General features: G+C 49.6%; 14 protein-coding genes and 1 pseudogene. 1 reads left to right on the top strand and 14 read right to left on the bottom strand.

Annotated features, from left to right (window positions below):
• Nucleotides 1–72: 72 nt before the first annotated feature.
• Nucleotides 73–1,557, top strand: a complete 1,485-nt coding sequence (locus DWX68_RS04105) for a polysaccharide deacetylase family protein (RefSeq protein ID WP_243027524.1) — start codon at nucleotides 73–75, stop codon at nucleotides 1,555–1,557.
• Nucleotides 1,558–1,698: 141 nt separating this feature from the next.
• Here the strand turns inward: DWX68_RS04105 and DWX68_RS04100 are convergent, their stop codons facing one another.
• From DWX68_RS04100 to DWX68_RS04030, 14 genes and pseudogenes are all read right to left on the bottom strand, one after another.
• Nucleotides 1,699–2,634, bottom strand: coding sequence for a GTP-binding protein (locus DWX68_RS04100; RefSeq protein WP_118628669.1), 936 nt, complete (start codon nucleotides 2,632–2,634; stop codon nucleotides 1,699–1,701).
• A gap of 18 nt (nucleotides 2,635–2,652) precedes the next feature.
• Nucleotides 2,653–3,882 carry a CobW family GTP-binding protein gene (locus tag DWX68_RS04095; RefSeq protein WP_118491949.1) on the bottom strand — a complete coding sequence of 410 codons (1,230 nt, stop codon included), beginning with the start codon at nucleotides 3,880–3,882 and terminating at the stop codon, nucleotides 2,653–2,655.
• A 244-nt stretch (nucleotides 3,883–4,126) separates the two neighbouring features.
• On the bottom strand, nucleotides 4,127–5,461 hold the full coding sequence (locus DWX68_RS04090; protein WP_118628668.1) for an MATE family efflux transporter: 1,335 nt from the start codon (nucleotides 5,459–5,461) through the stop codon (nucleotides 4,127–4,129).
• A gap of 418 nt (nucleotides 5,462–5,879) precedes the next feature.
• Nucleotides 5,880–6,707, bottom strand: a complete 828-nt coding sequence (locus DWX68_RS04080; protein WP_022359814.1) for a metal ABC transporter permease — start codon at nucleotides 6,705–6,707, stop codon at nucleotides 5,880–5,882.
• Between the two features lie 147 nt (nucleotides 6,708–6,854).
• Nucleotides 6,855–7,556 (bottom strand): annotated as a pseudogene (locus DWX68_RS04075) (metal ABC transporter ATP-binding protein); the annotation flags it as partial.
• An 89-nt stretch (nucleotides 7,557–7,645) separates the two neighbouring features.
• Nucleotides 7,646–8,902 carry a metal ABC transporter substrate-binding protein gene (locus tag DWX68_RS04070; RefSeq protein ID WP_118628666.1) on the bottom strand — a complete coding sequence of 419 codons (1,257 nt, stop codon included), beginning with the start codon at nucleotides 8,900–8,902 and terminating at the stop codon, nucleotides 7,646–7,648.
• A 129-nt stretch (nucleotides 8,903–9,031) separates the two neighbouring features.
• Complete coding sequence (locus DWX68_RS04065; RefSeq protein ID WP_107000160.1) at nucleotides 9,032–9,715, bottom strand: HAD family hydrolase; 684 nt, start codon at nucleotides 9,713–9,715, stop codon at nucleotides 9,032–9,034.
• Nucleotides 9,716–9,983: 268 nt separating this feature from the next.
• Entirely contained in the window at nucleotides 9,984–10,664 is a 681-nt protein-coding gene (locus tag DWX68_RS04060; protein WP_181357178.1) for an epoxyqueuosine reductase QueH, read from the bottom strand.
• A gap of 274 nt (nucleotides 10,665–10,938) precedes the next feature.
• Nucleotides 10,939–12,066, bottom strand: a complete 1,128-nt coding sequence (gene rpoD / locus DWX68_RS04055) for an RNA polymerase sigma factor RpoD (protein WP_022359808.1) — start codon at nucleotides 12,064–12,066, stop codon at nucleotides 10,939–10,941.
• Between the two features lie 304 nt (nucleotides 12,067–12,370).
• Entirely contained in the window at nucleotides 12,371–13,291 is a 921-nt protein-coding gene (locus tag DWX68_RS04050) for a YegS/Rv2252/BmrU family lipid kinase (RefSeq protein WP_118293271.1), read from the bottom strand.
• A 38-nt stretch (nucleotides 13,292–13,329) separates the two neighbouring features.
• On the bottom strand, nucleotides 13,330–14,520 hold the full coding sequence (locus tag DWX68_RS04045) for an A/G-specific adenine glycosylase (RefSeq protein ID WP_118628665.1): 1,191 nt from the start codon (nucleotides 14,518–14,520) through the stop codon (nucleotides 13,330–13,332).
• Nucleotides 14,513–15,493 (bottom strand): biotin--[acetyl-CoA-carboxylase] ligase, encoded by a 981-nt coding sequence (locus DWX68_RS04040; protein WP_118472057.1) that lies wholly within the window; start codon nucleotides 15,491–15,493, stop codon nucleotides 14,513–14,515. Before DWX68_RS04040 ends, DWX68_RS04045 begins: the two co-directional genes overlap by 8 nt.
• 5 nt (nucleotides 15,494–15,498) lie before the next feature.
• Nucleotides 15,499–15,807, bottom strand: a complete 309-nt coding sequence (locus DWX68_RS04035; protein ID WP_022359804.1) for a DUF6637 family protein — start codon at nucleotides 15,805–15,807, stop codon at nucleotides 15,499–15,501.
• Nucleotides 15,808–16,044: 237 nt separating this feature from the next.
• Nucleotides 16,045–16,983, bottom strand: coding sequence for an SPFH domain-containing protein (locus DWX68_RS04030; RefSeq protein ID WP_022359803.1), 939 nt, complete (start codon nucleotides 16,981–16,983; stop codon nucleotides 16,045–16,047).
• Between the last annotated feature and the right edge of the window lie 5 nt (nucleotides 16,984–16,988).

The raw sequence follows: 16,988 nt of genomic DNA, 5'->3' as shown, positions 1-16,988 counted from the left end.
TTGCTGTGTCGAGTCGGTGGCAAACTTTCTCGGCCTGTTATTACTATCTGACGCAAAAAACGACAGATAAATATGAATAAACAAAAGGTGAAAACTATGATGAGAAGAAATTCCTCCCTTGGAAGCGTTGGATTTTCTGCACGTGGCGGACGTTCCAGGCGACGGCACGGCGGTTCCTCTAAACTTCCGTATTTAATTTTAATCGGCATTCTGATTGTACTGCTTGGAATTGCCGCGTTCCTCTGGGTGCGCCGCTCTCCGGCAGCACATGTATCTTCGGTTCCAGCGACAACCGAAACGGATTCTGAAAATGGAGTAATTTCCCTTGATAATGCATCTGCACCTGCTGATGACAGCCTCGAGGGTGTCATCGCTCAGGCAAAGCTTCTGGCAGACGGTTATGACTATGACGGGGCAATCAATCTCCTGTCCAGCAGTACATACGCATCTGACGAGTCCGTGACGGCAGCGATCGACGAATACAACGCCACCAAAGAAACACTGGTGCGCGCTGATCCGCGTAAGGTAACGCATGTATTCTTCCATACACTGATTATGGATACCTCGAAAGCATTTGACGGCGACAGCCGCGAAAAGGGTTATAATCAGGTCATGACGACCAAGGATGAATTTATGAAGATTCTCCAGTCGATGTATGAGCGCGGTTTCGTTCTGGTACGTCTGCACGATGTAGCATATGAGGTGACCGCAGAGGACGGTTCCAAACATTTCCAGGAGGGCGATATCATGCTTCCGGAAGGTAAGAAACCGTTCGTCATGTCACAGGATGATGTCTGCTACTACGAATACATGGATGGCGATGGCTTTGCCTCCCGTATGATTATCGGCGAGGATGGCAAGCCAACGAACGAGATGAAGATGGACGACGGTTCTGTTTCCGTCGGTTCCTATGATCTGGTGCCGTTACTGGATGATTTCATCAAAGAGCACCCGGATTTCTCCTACCGCGGCGCAAAAGCGTGCATTGCTTTTACCGGTTACAATGGCATCCTGGGCTACCGCACCGATTCCGCCTACAATACTGACGAGTACAAAGCGGAACACCCGGATTTCAACTTTGAGGAAGAACGCGCCAACGCAGCAAAAGTCGTCCAGTGCCTGCGCGACGACGGTTTTGAAATTGCCTCCCACAGCTGGGGACACCGCAACATGGGTACGATCTCCATGGATAAATTCCGTGAAGATACCGATAAATGGGCAAATGAAGTCGAAACGCTGACCGGTCCGTGTGATATCATCCTCTTCCCGTTTGGAAGCGATATTGGGGACTGGCATCCGTATGATACAAGCAGCGAGCGCTTCCAGTACCTGTACAACAAGGGATTCCGTTACTTCTGTAACGTAGATTCCTCCCAGTATTTCGTCCAGATCGGCGACGATTATATGCGGCAGGGGCGCCGGAACCTTGACGGCTACCGGATGTATTATGACCTTCCGGAAAGTGGAGTCGGCGGCGATCATTTGAGTGACCTGTTTGATGTCAACGAGGTATTTGACCGGTCAAGACCTACTCCGGTGCCGAAGATGACGGAGTAAGATAAAGCTGTAATCCAATTTTAAATAAAAGAAAGAGAAATCGAGCATTTGTTCGATTTCTCTTTCTTTTTTAAAAACCCCGGAGTCTTCCACACTCCGGGGCACACCTTTTCTTTCAAACACAGCTTTCCGTTGCAAATCTTAGAACTGCACAATCTCCTCAATCGGCTCTGCCTTTTCCACGTAATCTGCATAAAGCATCGGACCTTCGCCCTCATACTCCGGCATATACTCATATTCTACGCGGGCACGTACTTTGACCCAGTCTTTCGTCTCAAGCAGACGGGCATTTTTTGCCTTGCACATGAAACCTAAGAACGTCATATCTGCCTCGCAGCAGGTCATCGCCATACGTCCAGGAACAAAGTTGTTCTTCGGGAAATCCGGGGTTTTCAGTACCATGCCGGTAAATTCAACAGTCTTTCCACGGTAACGGTCCGGTTTATCCATCGCATCAATATACCAGATACCATATGCCTCCGGCGGAATCTCGATCACTTCGGCATTGACATCAAATGGAAGATCCGCTTCGGTCACTTCCTCAATTTCGCCCTCTGCGTCCTCAAATACGATCTGAACCTGCGGGTTCATGCCCTTTAAAGTACGGCGGTATACATCCAGATCCTCGATCTCGTCGCAACGGTTCATGATAATCATTTCCGTGTTGCGGACCATGGCACCAATCAATGGTTTCATGTTCTGCAGGTATAAATCAAATGTGGAACCATCGATGATCGTGATCTGCTGATACAGATCCCAATCGTTCGGAAGTTTCAGGGCATCCAGATTCCACATACCGTTCCACTCCATCAGAACTCGCTCCGGATTGTAAAGGAGTTCCAGATCCTGTAGGTATTCCGGCGTCAGCTTTTCCGCTTCCTCTATATAGACAACCGCTGTATGAGTCTGCTTTAAAAGATCCTCATCATACTCTTCCTCGCCCTCTTCGCAGACAATCAGAAGTGTTTTTCCTTCGGTCTGGAAATAATCCTGCTGCATTGTAAATTTAATAAACTGGGTTTTTCCAGCTTCCAGAAAACCATTGATGAGAAACAACGGCATCTTATCTTCATTCATAGTTCATTCTCCTTGTATTTACGCGTTGAACGCTGCCTTCAGACCCTCTTCGTCCAGCTCGGCACCGATCACGCACACCTTTCCGGTAAAATCCGGTGCTCCCTCACGGATCTCAGCCTGCTCCGGAACCATATCAAAATGCAGCCATACGCCCTTTTCTTCACTCGGAACCATGCCTTTCGCACGCAGAACCTCGCCGTATTTATCACCATAAGCCAGATCATCCAGAATCTTCTGCAGATCTTCTTTCTTCATCACGCCGACATTCTCCAAGCCCCAGCTTGTAAATACATCATCTGCATGATGGTGTCCTTCGTGATCGTGGTGGTGGTCATGGCAGCCACAGCCACACTCGTCATCATGGTCGTGATGATGATGCTCATGGTCATGATCGTGACAGCCACAGTCATCATCATGGTCATGATGATGGTGCTCATGATCGTGATCATGACAGCCACAATCGCAGTCATCGTCATGGTGATGATGCTCGTGATCATGATCATGGCAGCCACAGTCGCAGTCATCGTCATGGTGGTGATGCTCATGATCGTGGTCATGGCAGCCGCAATCGCAGTCATCGTCATGATCATGATGGTGATGATGCTCATGCATATGCTCTCTTGCCTCTTTCATCAGCTCCTCTGCCATATCATCTTCCTGCTCGATCATCTCAAGAAGCTGTGCGCCGGTCAGCTCGCTGCATGGAGTGGTCACGATGGTTGCCTTTGCATTGTGCTGGCGAAGCATCTCAACCGCGCCCTGTACCTTCTTCGGATCCGCTACATCGGTACGGCTTAACACGATCGTGCCTGCATTTTCGATCTGGTTGTTGAAAAACTCACCGAAGTTCTTCATATACATACGGCATTTGTTGACATCTACCACGGTAACCGCACTGTTTAACATAACCTCAATCTCAGAAGCTACATTTTTTACTGCATTCATAACATCAGACAGCTTGCCGACGCCTGACGGCTCGATGATAACACGATCCGGCTGATATTTGGTCAGAACTTCCTCGAGGGAACGTCCAAAATCGCCGACCAGAGAGCAGCAGATACAGCCGGAGTTCATCTCACGGATCTCGATGCCAGCGTCTTTTAAAAAACCGCCGTCAATGCCGATCTGTCCAAATTCATTTTCAATCAGAACGACTTTCTCGCCTGAAATTGCTTCTTTTAAAAGCTGTTTAATAAACGTAGTCTTTCCTGCACCCAGGAAACCGGAAATAATATCAATCTTTGTCATTTTACTTACCTTCTTTTCTGTACAAATGTGTACTGACTGTAAATCATTGTCCGCCCGGTACCTGGCATCCCGGCAATGCATAGCTTTACATCGCCCGAATCTGCCGAAGTTCCGATCAGCCACTTATTATTTTACACAAATACCTAGTAAAGTCAAGCATCGGCAAAATCCCGTTACTGGGCGCGTGTGAACACTAACGTTTTTAGCCTCACATATATGCAGCCTTTTTGAGACCAAAAACGCCCTATAAAGACACAGTAATCGTCCGCTTCCAGCTCGCCCCAGCATACACTGCCGTGATAAGCTCTGCCAGCCAGAACGCGTGCCAGACACCGGTAGGACCGATGATCCGGCTGAGCACACATGCGATCGGAATGATAATCACGGCATAGCGCATCAGGGAAATTTTCAGAGATTTAAGTCCCATTCCAAGTCCCTCAAACGCGCCGGAAGCAATGACGGAAACCGTTGACATGACAAAGCCCGGGCTGATGATCCGGAGCGCCGTTCTGCCGATCTCCACCGTCGAAGGCGTCTGCGTAAACAGCCCCATCAGGAAATCCGGCACCAGCTCGCCAAGCAGGGTTCCCGCTGTCATGATAATGCCAACAATCATAAGGGCCGCGCGGAAGATCTTTTTCACCCTCTCCTGCTCGCCTGCACCGTAATTGTAACCGATCAGCGGGCGCATTCCCTGCACCACGCCGCTGGCTCCCTGATAAAGCAGTGCCTGCAGCTTGTAGTAAACACCCAGCACCAGAATATATACCTGCGAAAATGGTGCCAGAATCGCATTGAGCGCCGTCAGAAGCAGGGATGTCAGCGCCATATTGAGTGTTGCCGCGATTCCGACTGAATACATACCGCCGCAGATCTCCTTCGACGGACGCATTTCCCGCAGCGAAATCTCCACATTTAACGGTTTCACATGGTTTAAAATCAAATAAAACAGCAGCGACGCCGTCTGCCCGATTCCTGTCGCCCACGCCGCACCGCAGATTCCCAGTTCCGGCATGGGGCCTAATCCAAAGATAAAGATCGGGTCCAGCACGATATTGACGCCGCATCCAATCAAGACGGCTGCCATCGATATTTTCATCTTTCCAACCGACTGGTAGACCTTTTCATATGCCATTCCCATCGTGTCAATCGTTGAAAACAGAAACACATTGCAAAAATACGTCAGTCCGTAGGAAATCGTTACCTCATCGCTCGTAAACATCCGCAGGAAATACGGAATCACCGCCATTCCTAAAATCGTTAAAATCATTCCATGTAAGGCACTTAAAAATACTCCCTGCGATGCTGTCTGGTTCGCCATCCGTGTTTTTCCTTCGCCAAGGCGTCTCGCCACCATCGCATTGATACCAACACCAAACCCAACCCCGGCTGCGTGCGCGAGGTTCTGGATCGGATAGACAAGCGAAACCGCCGTCATCGCGTCCTCACTGATCATTGCCACGAAAATGCTGTCCACGATATTGTAGAGTGCCCCGGCGATCATCGATATGATGACCGGGATTCCCATCGAAAGCAGCAGCGGGACAACTGGTTTTTCTTTCATGTAGGTCTGATCCATTTTTCCATCTCCATTCCCTTTTTTATTTTCCACTTTTCATGAGCGTTTCTGACACATTCTTCGCAGAAAAAACACCTGGGTTTCTTCCGCAAAGCATTTCTTATCAAATAAAAAAGAGACTACGGACTTTACTGTTTATCTCAGAAACAGTACAAACCCTATAGTCTCTTTAACGCTTAGACAAGCTATTCGATTTTCGTTTTCTATCGCCGACCAGCAACTCTGCAAGCTTTTGCTGGCGATCTGCCCATTCCGGCAACCGGATATTATTATAACCGCAAGCCATTTTATTTGTCAACCACTCCCCGGCAAATTCCTGCTGCCACCACGTTTTCTTACGGCACTTTCGGTTCCAAAAGTGCCTACCCGTGAACAGAAACATGAGCATACAGAATGTGTATGTTCTACAAAAAACATCCTATTTGCGGGCAGTAGCAGCTATCCCTCTCTGTATCAGCGAAAAGAGCAGAAACGCCGCCAGATCCACCACAACAACGCTCGCGCCCGCCGGTGTTGAGTACGTGTAGGACATCACCATTCCTCCAAAGAAACAGATCAGCGACAGAATCCCCGATGCGATAACCACCCCCCGGAAGCTCTTGAACACCCGCATGGAGGTCAGAGCCGGGAAAATAATCAGACTGGAGATCAGCATCGCGCCCATCATCCGCATTCCAATCACGATCGTGATCGCGGTCAGAACCGCTATCAGCACGTTATAGAGCGACACATTGACGCCGGTCGCCTTGGCAAAGCTCTCATCAAAGGTAACCGCAAATACTTTGTTATAACAAAAAAGATATAATCCAAGCACCACCATGGAAAGCACCGCCGCAAACTGGACATCTTCCCGGCTCATCGCGAGAATGCTTCCAAACATATAGCTGCTGACATCGGTCGTCATACCGGTTGTCAGGGAAGTTACGATAATACCGATTGCAAGCGCACTGGCCGAGATCATCGCAATCGCAGCGTCACTCTTTACTTTTCCATGTTCCGTGATCCGCAGCAGGAAAAATGCCGCCAGCACGACCACCGGAATCGAAACCTTTAAAGGTGACCAGCCTGCCGCCAGTGCAATCGAAAGGGATCCGAACGAAACATGGGATAAACCGTCTCCAATCATTGAGTAGCGTTTCAGCACCAGGCTGACACCCAGCAGAGAGGCGCAGAGAGAGACTAAAAGACCGCCGATCAGCGCCCGCACCATAAACGGGTATGATAACATTTCAGATATAATTCCCATCTTCTACACCTCCTTCTCCGCATTTCTGTCTTTCAAATGCTGTTTCGTTTCAGAATCAGTTTCCGAACCCATTTCCGGCTTCTGCATCTTCCTGATTCCATCCTTCTGCATCGGCACTCCGCATCTGTGCCCCAGAGTTGCCAGCTCTTCCCGTCCCAGGAAAGAATGAGCAATCTCACTCTTCACATATTCTTTCATCGTACCCCAGAACAGCGGCTTCTGCCGCATCTGCAAAATTTTTCCTCCCTGATGCACAATATTTGCCATATCATGGGAAACCATCAGGATTGCAACCTTTTCTTCCTGATTCAGTTTCTGGATCAGCTGGTAAAAGTCCAGAATCGCCGACGGATCGAGTCCCGTGATTGGCTCATCGAGAATCAACAGCTTATCCGTCGCACAGAGCGCCCGCGCGATCAGAACACGCTGTTTCTGACCGCCGGAAAGCTCTCTGAAACAGCTTTTTTCCAGATCGCGGATTCCCAGACGATCCAGATTTGCCCGCGCCTCTTTCTTTTCTTTCATCGAATAAAACGGGCGGCTGCCGCGTTTTCCCAGGCACCCGGAGATAACCACCTCAAACACAGTCGCTGGAAAGTCCTTCTGCGCGTCGGTCTGCTGCGGCAGGTAACCAATACCGGCTTTTTTTAATTCTTCCGAATATTCAATTCTGCCCGAAGTCGGTTTTAAAAGTCCCAGAATGCCCTTCATCAGGGTACTTTTTCCCGAACCATTTTCCCCGACAATGCAGATGTAATCGCCCTCATTTACCTCCAGGTTCACATCCAGCACCGCATCCTGGTTTTCATAACCAAAACCTACATGCTCACATTTTAAGAGTAATCCCATCTATAATTCCTTTCACTACTGCTCTACTCTTCTATTGTCATAAACATTCACCATGGCTAAAGACTTTTTCCCATAATCATCTATTCTTTTTATGACAATCCCTTTTTCAAGTTCTTTACGTTCTGCTCCATCAATTCCAGATAGGTAACGCCCGAATCAAACTGGTGTCTCGTCACATTGTGGCAGGAGTGGAACAACAGTGGTTCCGCGCCCGTCTCTTCCCCGATGATCTCCGCCACGCGCGGGCTGGAAAGCTCCAGGTAATAGACGGCTGGTATCTGTTCCTCCCGCACCTTATCGATCAGGTAGGCGATGGTCTTGGCACTCGGCTCCGTATCCGTACTGCATCCTGAAAATGCCGCCCTGTATTCCAGCCCATACTCATCGAAAAAGTACCGGAGTGGAAATTTATCACCGAAAACGACGAGACGGCGCTTGGCATGGGAGACAACTTCTCTGAATTCTGCATCCAATTCCGTCAATTTATCCTGATAGGACGCGCAGTTTTCCGCATAGGAAGCCGCGTGCGCCGGATCTTCCTGTGCCAGCACCTCCGCCAGCACGCCGGCCAGCTTTTTCGCATTGACCGGGGATGTCCAGATGTGCTCGTCATATTCAATCTCGACGCCGTGACCATCGTCCTCATCCAGATACTCTTGAGCGTGATCTTCATCATGAACCGCCACATCTTCCATATCATGCTCATCCTCGCTGTGAATATGCTCTTCTGTGTCGTGTTCTTCTTCACTGTAAACATGGTCCTCTGGCTCATGTTCTTCTTCACTGTGAGCATGATCTTCCGACTCATGATCGTGATTACCCGCATGAACTGTTCCATCCGCATGAACATGCGTATGTCCATGATCGTGCGCCTCTCCATCTTCCATGCCCTCGACGATCTCCTCCTGCACTACATCCACGCAGTCCATCATCGTCACGACGCGCTTCGGTCCGGTACCTTCCCCGAAGGAATCAAGCACCTGCGAAAGCCACTGTTCCATCGTACCGCCGTTGCAGACTAACAGATCTGCATTCTGGATCGTGATCATGTCCGCCGGCGTCGGCTCGAACGAATGGCTGTCCATGCCCGCCGGAACAACCATCGTCAGCCGGATCGAATCCCCGGCAATCTGCCGGAGAAAATCGTAATACGGAAATAGCGTCGTCACAACGTTTAAGCGCGTATCACCAGACGCATCTGCCCCTTTTAACGGATTCGACGATGAATCAGACGATGCAGTTCCCCGCCGTGGCGTACACGCTGTAAGAACACAGGAAAAGGCAATCAAAAAAGCAAGCATCCATGATATCCATTTACATTTAAATCCATTCTTGTGTTTTACCATATTTCTTTTTTACCCTTAACTTCTTCTATTTCAGTAAATGTTTTTCAATAAACATTTCGAATTACTCTTTCAAATATCATTTTCTTTCACAACTGTTTCTCTTTTCACAGCTATGAACAAACACAGACACTACTCCATTCTTCCATGTGACTCATTCTTTTTCTTCACAATCTCCGCTACTTCCGACGGATGTGCCACAATATACTGCGGATGGCAGCCTTCCAGCTCTTCCCGGTCACGGAAGCCCCAGAGCACGCCGACCGTGTCCATTCCGGCATTCAGTCCAGTTTCCATATCTGTATTCGTATCGCCCAGATACAGACACTCTTCCTGTTTTATACCCAGTTCCCGGCAGATGGCGAACGCCCCGTCTGGAGCCGGTTTTTTCGGCGTTCCCGCCTGCTCGCCGCGCACCACATCAAAATATCCTTTCCCAAAGAATGTCTCAATATTCACAATTGCCTGCTCATGCGGCTTGTTCGAAAGGACAGCCACATGTACACCCATCTCTTTTAACGACGCCAGCAGTTCCCGGATACCGTCATATGGCTCTACGTCTTTCAGGCAGTATTTAGAGAAATTCTCCATATAAATCGGAAGCGACGCTTCATAATGAACCAGCTTCTCGTCCCCCGCCAGCACCAGCGCGCGCTTCATCTGCATCCGGTATCCATTTCCCACGATCCGTTTCGTTTCCTCCGGTGTAACATGGCGCAGTCCGAATGCATCCAATGTTAAATTTGTCACATAAGTCAGCGCATAAACCGTATTTAAAAGAGTTCCATCCAAATCAAATATACATAAGCGGTACATTGCGTTTCTTCCTTTCTGTTTCCATCTTTTCTTGTAACTTTTTTGTTACTGTTCACGCATACGTGCTCAGTAACGGAATTTGCCGTGGCTTCGCATTTAAATACGGCAAATTCCTGCTGCCACCACGTTTTCTTACGGCACTTTCGGTTCCAAAAGTGCCTACCTGTGAACAGTACCACTTTTTCCCCTCACAGCCGATTCATACTTTCACAGCTACAGGCAATCATCCATACAAACTCATCTTCGACCAAACATATCGCCCCGCAAATCACGATGTTTCCTGCCTCTCCTTCTGCATCTGCTCTTCACGCTCCCGCTTCGAGAACACGCATCCGCAGTAATTCTGCCGGTATAGATGATACTGCGCCGACAGCTCGATCGAGCGCTTATATCCCTCTTTTTTCTTGAAATCCGACGGTAGAAATGCCACATGATACTCTTCTCCCATCGCCTGCCCGATCGTATTGAGGCGCCCGGCATTTTTGAGCGGACTGATCGTGAGGGTCGTCGTGAACCAGTCATAGCCGCCCTCGGCTGCCAGCTTCGCCGCTTCCCGGAGGCGCATCTCAAAACAAATACCGCAACGCTCGCCGCCCTCCGGATCCTTCTCATGCCCCCGGACTGCCTCATAGTAGCATTCCGGGTCGTATTTTCCTTCTACAAACCGGATCGGATGCACCGCTGGAAGCTCCCGGATCAGCCGCTGTACCTCCTCCGTGCGCGCCTCATATTCCTCCTTCGGTGAAATATTCGGATTGTAGTAGAACACCGTAATTGAAAAATACTGCGACAGATATTCCAGCACGTAGCTGCTGCACGGCGCACAACAGCTGTGGAGAAATAAAGTCGGAACTCTGCCGTCCCGGACTGCTGCATCCAGCACTTTTTCCATTTCTTTCTGATAATTCCGTTTCGCCGTCTGTGTCTTTCTGGCTGGCGGATTTTTCATTGGTTCCGACATTTTTCTCTCCTCTTTCTATAAATTCCCATCTGTCCGTGCATTTTCCATCCAGCACACGATACTTCTATCCGAAACGCTTCTTTCCTGACAAACATCATTTCCATCCTTAGACGTCATATGAAGATATGCACAATAATTCATATTCTTCAAAACTTGAAAAAGCAGCCTGTACCCACGGACGGGTACAAACTGCTTTATCTTTTTATTAAACCTTTCAGGAAATTCCAAACAAATTCCCCTTTTTACCAAAATGATACAACTCTTACAGGAAATCGCGAATCCGTTTGCTCCGGACCGGATTTCTTAATTTACGAAGTGCTTTTGCCTCGATCTGGCGGATACGCTCTCTCGTTACGTTGAATGCTTTTCCGACCTCTTCCAGGGTTCTCGGATGTCCGTCCTCCAGACCAAACCGGAGAATAATAACCTGACGCTCTCTCTCCTTCAGGTCTCCAAGCAATGCATCGATATGCTCACGCAGCATAACAGATTCTACATTTCCTTCCGGCGTTACCACGTTGCCGTCCGCTACGAAATCACCCAGATTGGAATCGTCTTCCTCACCGATCGGGGTTTCCAGGGAAGCTGGCTCACGTGCGATCTGCATGATCTCCATGACCTTATCCTCGGACATGCCAAGCGCCTCGGAAAGCTCTGCCACCGACGGCTCATAGCCCAGTTCCAGCGTCAGCTTACGCTGCATCTTGGACATCTTGTTGATCGTCTCTACCATATGCACCGGGACACGGATAGTTCTCGCCTGATCCGCCAGAGCCCTTGTAACAGACTGACGAATCCACCAGGTCGCATATGTACTTAACTTATAACCCTTTGTATAATCAAACTTCTCAACGCCCTTAATAAGACCCAGATTGCCTTCCTGAACCAGATCCAGGAAGCTCATGCCGCGTCCTGTATAGCGCTTTGCAATGCTGACAACCAGGCGCAGGTTTGCCTCAATCAGGCGCTCTTTTGCATTCACATCACCCTCTGCTTTGCGCTTTGCAAGGCGGATCTCCTCCTCCGCGCTCAGAAGCGGAACAGTACCGATCTCTTTCAGGTACATGCGGACCGGATCTTCCGTGCCGATTCCCTCTAACAGATCGATCGCATCCAGATCGATATCCTCTTCCTCGTTCTTGAGGAATTCATCATCCACATCATCATCGAGCATCGAATCATTTTCCTTGAGGATCGAATCATCGATCACCTCCGGAATGACATCAATATTATTCTGCTCCAGATAATTGTAAATCTGCTCCATCTGCTCTGTCTGCAGATTATCGCCCATAAAAAAGTTATTGATCTCTGTCACGTCCAGCGCGTTCTGCTTGGACTTTGCTAACTCTACCAGTTTCCTTAACTTACCTAAAAAATTTTCTTTCTCCACGAATTAACGTCCTTTCGATTTATTTCGCTTAGAAGTTTCTTTATATCTAACGTGATATTGTCCCTCGATTGTTTGTGTGCTTTTATTTCCCTGCACCTTTCCCTGCAATATCCCGAAAGTACATTATATACGATTAAATTCTATTTTTCAACAATTTTCGAAATTTTTCGATCTATTTCTATTTAGGCAGTTACTGTTCACGCATACGTGCCCAGCAACGCAATTTGCCGTGGCTTCGCATTTAAATACGGCAAATTCCTGCTGCCACCACGTTTTCTTACGGCACTTTCGGTTCCAAAAGTGCCTATCCGCGAACCGTAACTTCAGGCACCCTGATCGCAATCTCTCTTGGTTTATTTTCAATCACGACCTCTGTCTGACTTCCACCAAACTCACCGTCCAGCGACCAGTCCACCAGCTCCTCCGACTGTACCGTCAGTTTCGAGGTGCGGAACTTGAATACGCATTCATTTTCGCCCTCTCTCTGAATCAGATAAGCAGCAATACTTGCAATGTCAAGCGGCGTGCGCGGTTTCCGGACCAGAAGCACCTCAAACTCCCCGTCATCCAGCGCCACGTCCATACCAACCAGTCCTTTAAAACCTCCGATCGAGGTCGTATTGGTCACCATTCCCAGAATAAATTCCTCTTCCAATTCTCTCTGCTCCCCCAGATGTTCCCACGTAAGGCGCATCCGGTAGGATTTAAGCCCTGTCAGGCGTTTGATAGCTTCCAGCATATATGCCTGATGCCCCAAAATATTTTTCGTCTCCTGCGGGGTCGAATAGGATACCTCCGTAAATGCTCCGAACGCCGCCACATAGACGAAATATCGGTTTTTACCGAATACACCGACATCCACCAGAAATGGTTTTCCCCGCACAGCTGTCTGCGCCGCTTTCCGCATATTTTTCGGAAGTCCCAGACTGGATGCGAAATCATTCGTGGAACCCGACGGGATATATCCTAACTCCGGGCGCTTTTCCGGGGTGATCGTCATCAGCCCCGATACCACCTCGTTGAGCGTACCGTCCCCGCCGCTGCACACGACCAGTTCCTTCGTTTTCGCACGTGCCGCCTGATACTCCGCATCCTTCGGGCCCTGCGTAATATAAACAGACGGTCCATAGCCCGCCTTTACAAAACTATCTAAAATTTCAAGAAGACGACTTCGAATCTGTTCTTTGCCAGATCTCGGATTGATGATAAAAAGCATTTTTTTCATAATCGCCATTTCTCCTGCTCCCCCACACTAACAGTATTTCATATTAATATATTTGTATACACGCGAAATGCATTGGGGATCGGATAGCGATCCTGCAGCTGTGCCCGGCACACCATCAAAACTGCTTTATCCTGATAACCGGATGCCCGTTTCAGGCGGATTCTGCGTCCGCACATATGCCATTCAACATGGGAAAAAATGTGGACTGCATCCGGCAGATCCTCGGTTTCCCTGATATCCGCCTCCGCGATCCCCAGTTCTTTCGCTGCCTCCACCGCACTCTTTTTTCCGTCCAGATTGACATATTCGTAGAGGGACGCCAACAATCCCTTGCTGCTGCGCTTGCGGATCGCCACCGTATCCTCCCACTCAATCAGGCAGACCGTTTTTTCCTCGATCCGGCGCGGCTTTTTCGGCGGCTTGACCGGATATTGCTCCTCCTCTCCCCGCCGGTGCGCCAGACAAAGGGATTCCAGCGGGCACTTCTCACAGAGCGGACGTCCGCCCGGGATGCAGACAAGCGCGCCCAACTCAATCCATGCCTGATTATATTCACCTGGATGAAATAGCTCTTCTGACCGTGATGCCGTTGAAACCTCACCGGCATCATCACCGGCTAACAAATAGGAATCTCTTTCCTCCGTCCGGCGCACAAGTTCCGCCTCCAGGCGCCGCTCATATTTCTTTCGAAGCGCCGGCTTCGTGCTGTCCTGTGGGTCAGCAAACAGGCGTGTCAGAACACGCACCACATTTCCATCCAGCGCCGGAGCCGGCAGATCATACGCGATCGACGCAACTGCCCCGGCTGTATAACTTCCGATGCCCGGAAGTTTCAATATCTCATCCCGCGACGCCGGCATCTGACCGCCGTAGTCTTCCATCAGGCAGACCGCTGCCTTTTTTAGGTTCCGGGCTCTGGAATAATACCCAAGTCCCTCCCACAGCTTCAAAAGCCGCTCTTCGTCCACCTGTGCGAGCGAGGTGATGTCCGGGAGTGCTTCCATAAAACGGGCAAAGTACGGTTTGACCGCCTCTACCCGCGTCTGCTGCAGCATGATCTCCGAAATCCAGACCGAATACGGTTCCGGATTCTCCCGCCACGGAAGGAGCCGCCGGTTTTTCCGGTACCAGGAGAGCAATGGAGCGCCGGATGCCGCCAGCCTCTCTTCTTCCGCATAAGGTATTTCCCCCTCTAAAGGCTTCAACGACGCATAAAAATCTTTATACATATCCGTAAATGCCCCGGACAGATACCTCTCCTGAGATCACCTTGCATACCTTTCCGTCTTCTGTGCGGACCAGCAGTTCGCCCATCTCATCAATTCCAAGCGCCATGCCCGTATACTCATTGCCCGGAGACAGGACGCGCACCTGTGTACCGCAGTTTGCCAGACGGCTGTTATAAACGTCCATCAGGGATTTCATGTTCTGGTTTTCCATGAATTTATCATAATATCCCTCATACGCACGCATGATCGCGGCGATAAGCTGGCTGCGGCGCACTTCTTTTCCTGTCTCCAGATACAGAGACGTTGCCACATCCCGAATCTCCTCCGGGAACTCGTGATTTGCCACGTTGATACCAATACCAGTCACGATATAATTAATACACTCTAATTCCGTGCTCATCTCGGTCAGGATACCGCAGACCTTCTTTCCATTGACGACGATATCGTTCGGCCACTTGATCTTTGCCTCCAGATCACAAACCTCCCGAATCCCGTCGGCAACTGCCAGAGCCGCCACCAGCGTCAGCATCGACGCGCAGGTCGGAGGAAGCTCCGGGCGCAGAAGCAGGCTCATCCAGATGCCGACGCCATGCGGCGCCGCCCAGCTTCTTCCGCGGCGTCCCTTTCCCATCGACTGATAATCCGCGACTGCCAGCGTACCGTGCGGGGCATCTTTCTCCGCCGCTTTCTTGATCTCGGTATTGGTTGAATCCGTCTCGTCAAAATATAAAATATTTTTTCCAGCCCACTCGCTGTCGATGCTGCTCTCCAGCTCTGCCTGGCTGAGAACATCGCCCAGGAAACGCAGCCGGTAACCGCGGTTCCGGACCGCCTCTATCTCATATCCTTCTGTCTCCAACTGTTTGATAACTTTCCAGACTGCCGTCCGTGATACATTTAAACGCTCACAGATCTCCTGTCCGGACAGGTAATCATCCGTTTCTTTTAACATTCGCAAAACTTCTGTTTTCACTTTTATTACCCCCACCATATTGTAAGTGTACTGACAATACATAAAAGGAACAATCCTGCTCCCACAGCCATCAGGATCATTCCGCCGGTCCGCAGATGCTTTCTTCCCCTTCCCCGGCGATAGCGGTCATAGCCATTGGCAAAATTCAGTACCGCCGCCAGAAGAAAGATTACCGGAAACAAAATCCGGTTTTCATCCGGGTTCAGAAACGCAAGAACCGCAAATATCACGATCAATATACCCACTACGATATGAAGCATATCCAGGGCAAACGCGATATTCGCGCTTTTCTTTCTTTTTTCCTGCAGGTTCAACGCATCCACTCCTTACTTATATTCGCAAACAACAGCCTCATTCTTCATATAGCACATAGCTTCTTGCATATACCCTTTCATCAACATATATGGGTATACATATCACTATGGGATATTATACCGAATGTCCGCAGGCTTGTCAAAAAAGAAATCGAAAAAGGCTGCGGTTCCTGCTTTACATAACCATCAGCCTTTTCTTATACCTTCTTTTTATAACTTAGAGCCGCTCACTCCCGGCTACTCTGCCTTTTGAACATCCGTGCCAACTTCCGTCAGACCCTTTACCAGACCGGCAATGCCCTGGATCTCGGACGGGATGATGATCTTCGTCGCCTTGCCGTCCGCTGCTTTGGCAAATGCCTCCAGGCTCTTGAGCTGCAGCACTGCATTGTCCGCGCCTGCTTCCTTGATGAAGCGAAGTCCGTCTGCTTCCGCTTTCTGGACTTTGAGGATCGCTTCCGCCTCACCTTCTGCCTCGCGGATCATCTTTTCCTTCTGTGCTTCTGCACGCAGGATCGCCGCTTCCTTCTCTGCTTCTGCTTCCAGAATCGCGGACTCTTTCTTACCTTCGGCTACCAGGATCGTCGATTTCTTCTCGCCTTCGGCACGGAGAATGGACTCACGGCGCTCACGCTCTGCCTTCATCTGTTTCTCCATCGCATCCTGAATGGCTGCCGGAGGAATGATATTTTTCAACTCAACACGGTTTACCTTGATTCCCCACGGGTCTGTCGCCACATCGAGTGCAGCGCGCATCTTCGTGTTGATCGTCTCACGGGAGGTTAAGGTCTGGTCAAGTTCGAGATCACCAATGATATTTCGAAGGGTGGTCGCCGTCAGGTTCTCGATCGCCATGATCGGGTTCTCAACACCATAAGCAAACAGCTTCGGATCCGTGATCTGGAAAAATACAACCGTATCAATCTTCATCGTAACGTTATCTTTCGTGATAACCGGCTGCGGTGCAAAATCTACAACCTGCTCTTTTAAAATGACTCTTTTTGCCACGCGGTCAATGAACGGCACCTTGAAATGCACGCCAACCGACCATGTCTCCAGATAAGCACCCAGACGCTCTACGACTAATGCCTGTGCCTGCGGCACGATCCGGATACAGGATGACAAAATCAGAAGTACCACAATCGCAATGACAAGAAAACTGATAACTGCTCCCATATTTC

It is taken from the genome of Clostridium sp. AF20-7 (assembly GCF_003479275.1).
In the GTDB taxonomy this organism is placed as follows: domain Bacteria; phylum Bacillota; class Clostridia; order Lachnospirales; family Lachnospiraceae; genus Otoolea; species Otoolea fessa.
This window is presented reverse-complemented; position numbering and strand designations above follow the sequence as displayed.

Bases quoted from the DNA above. Each gene is read 5' to 3' on its own strand.
- DWX68_RS04105 (WP_243027524.1), top strand. From the start codon at position 73: ATGAATAAACAAAAGGTGAAAACTATGATGAGAAGAAATTCCTCCCTT.
- DWX68_RS04100 (WP_118628669.1), bottom strand. From the start codon at position 2,634: ATGAATGAAGATAAGATGCCGTTGTTTCTCATCAATGGTTTTCTGGAA.
- DWX68_RS04095 (WP_118491949.1), bottom strand. From the start codon at position 3,882: ATGACAAAGATTGATATTATTTCCGGTTTCCTGGGTGCAGGAAAGACT.
- DWX68_RS04090 (WP_118628668.1), bottom strand. From the start codon at position 5,461: ATGGATCAGACCTACATGAAAGAAAAACCAGTTGTCCCGCTGCTGCTT.
- DWX68_RS04080 (WP_022359814.1), bottom strand. From the start codon at position 6,707: ATGGGAATTATATCTGAAATGTTATCATACCCGTTTATGGTGCGGGCG.
- DWX68_RS04070 (WP_118628666.1), bottom strand. From the start codon at position 8,902: ATGGTAAAACACAAGAATGGATTTAAATGTAAATGGATATCATGGATG.
- DWX68_RS04065 (WP_107000160.1), bottom strand. From the start codon at position 9,715: ATGTACCGCTTATGTATATTTGATTTGGATGGAACTCTTTTAAATACG.
- DWX68_RS04060 (WP_181357178.1), bottom strand. From the start codon at position 10,664: ATGAAAAATCCGCCAGCCAGAAAGACACAGACGGCGAAACGGAATTAT.
- DWX68_RS04050 (WP_118293271.1), bottom strand. From the start codon at position 13,291: ATGAAAAAAATGCTTTTTATCATCAATCCGAGATCTGGCAAAGAACAG.
- DWX68_RS04045 (WP_118628665.1), bottom strand. From the start codon at position 14,520: ATGTATAAAGATTTTTATGCGTCGTTGAAGCCTTTAGAGGGGGAAATA.
- DWX68_RS04030 (WP_022359803.1), bottom strand. From the start codon at position 16,983: ATGGGAGCAGTTATCAGTTTTCTTGTCATTGCGATTGTGGTACTTCTG.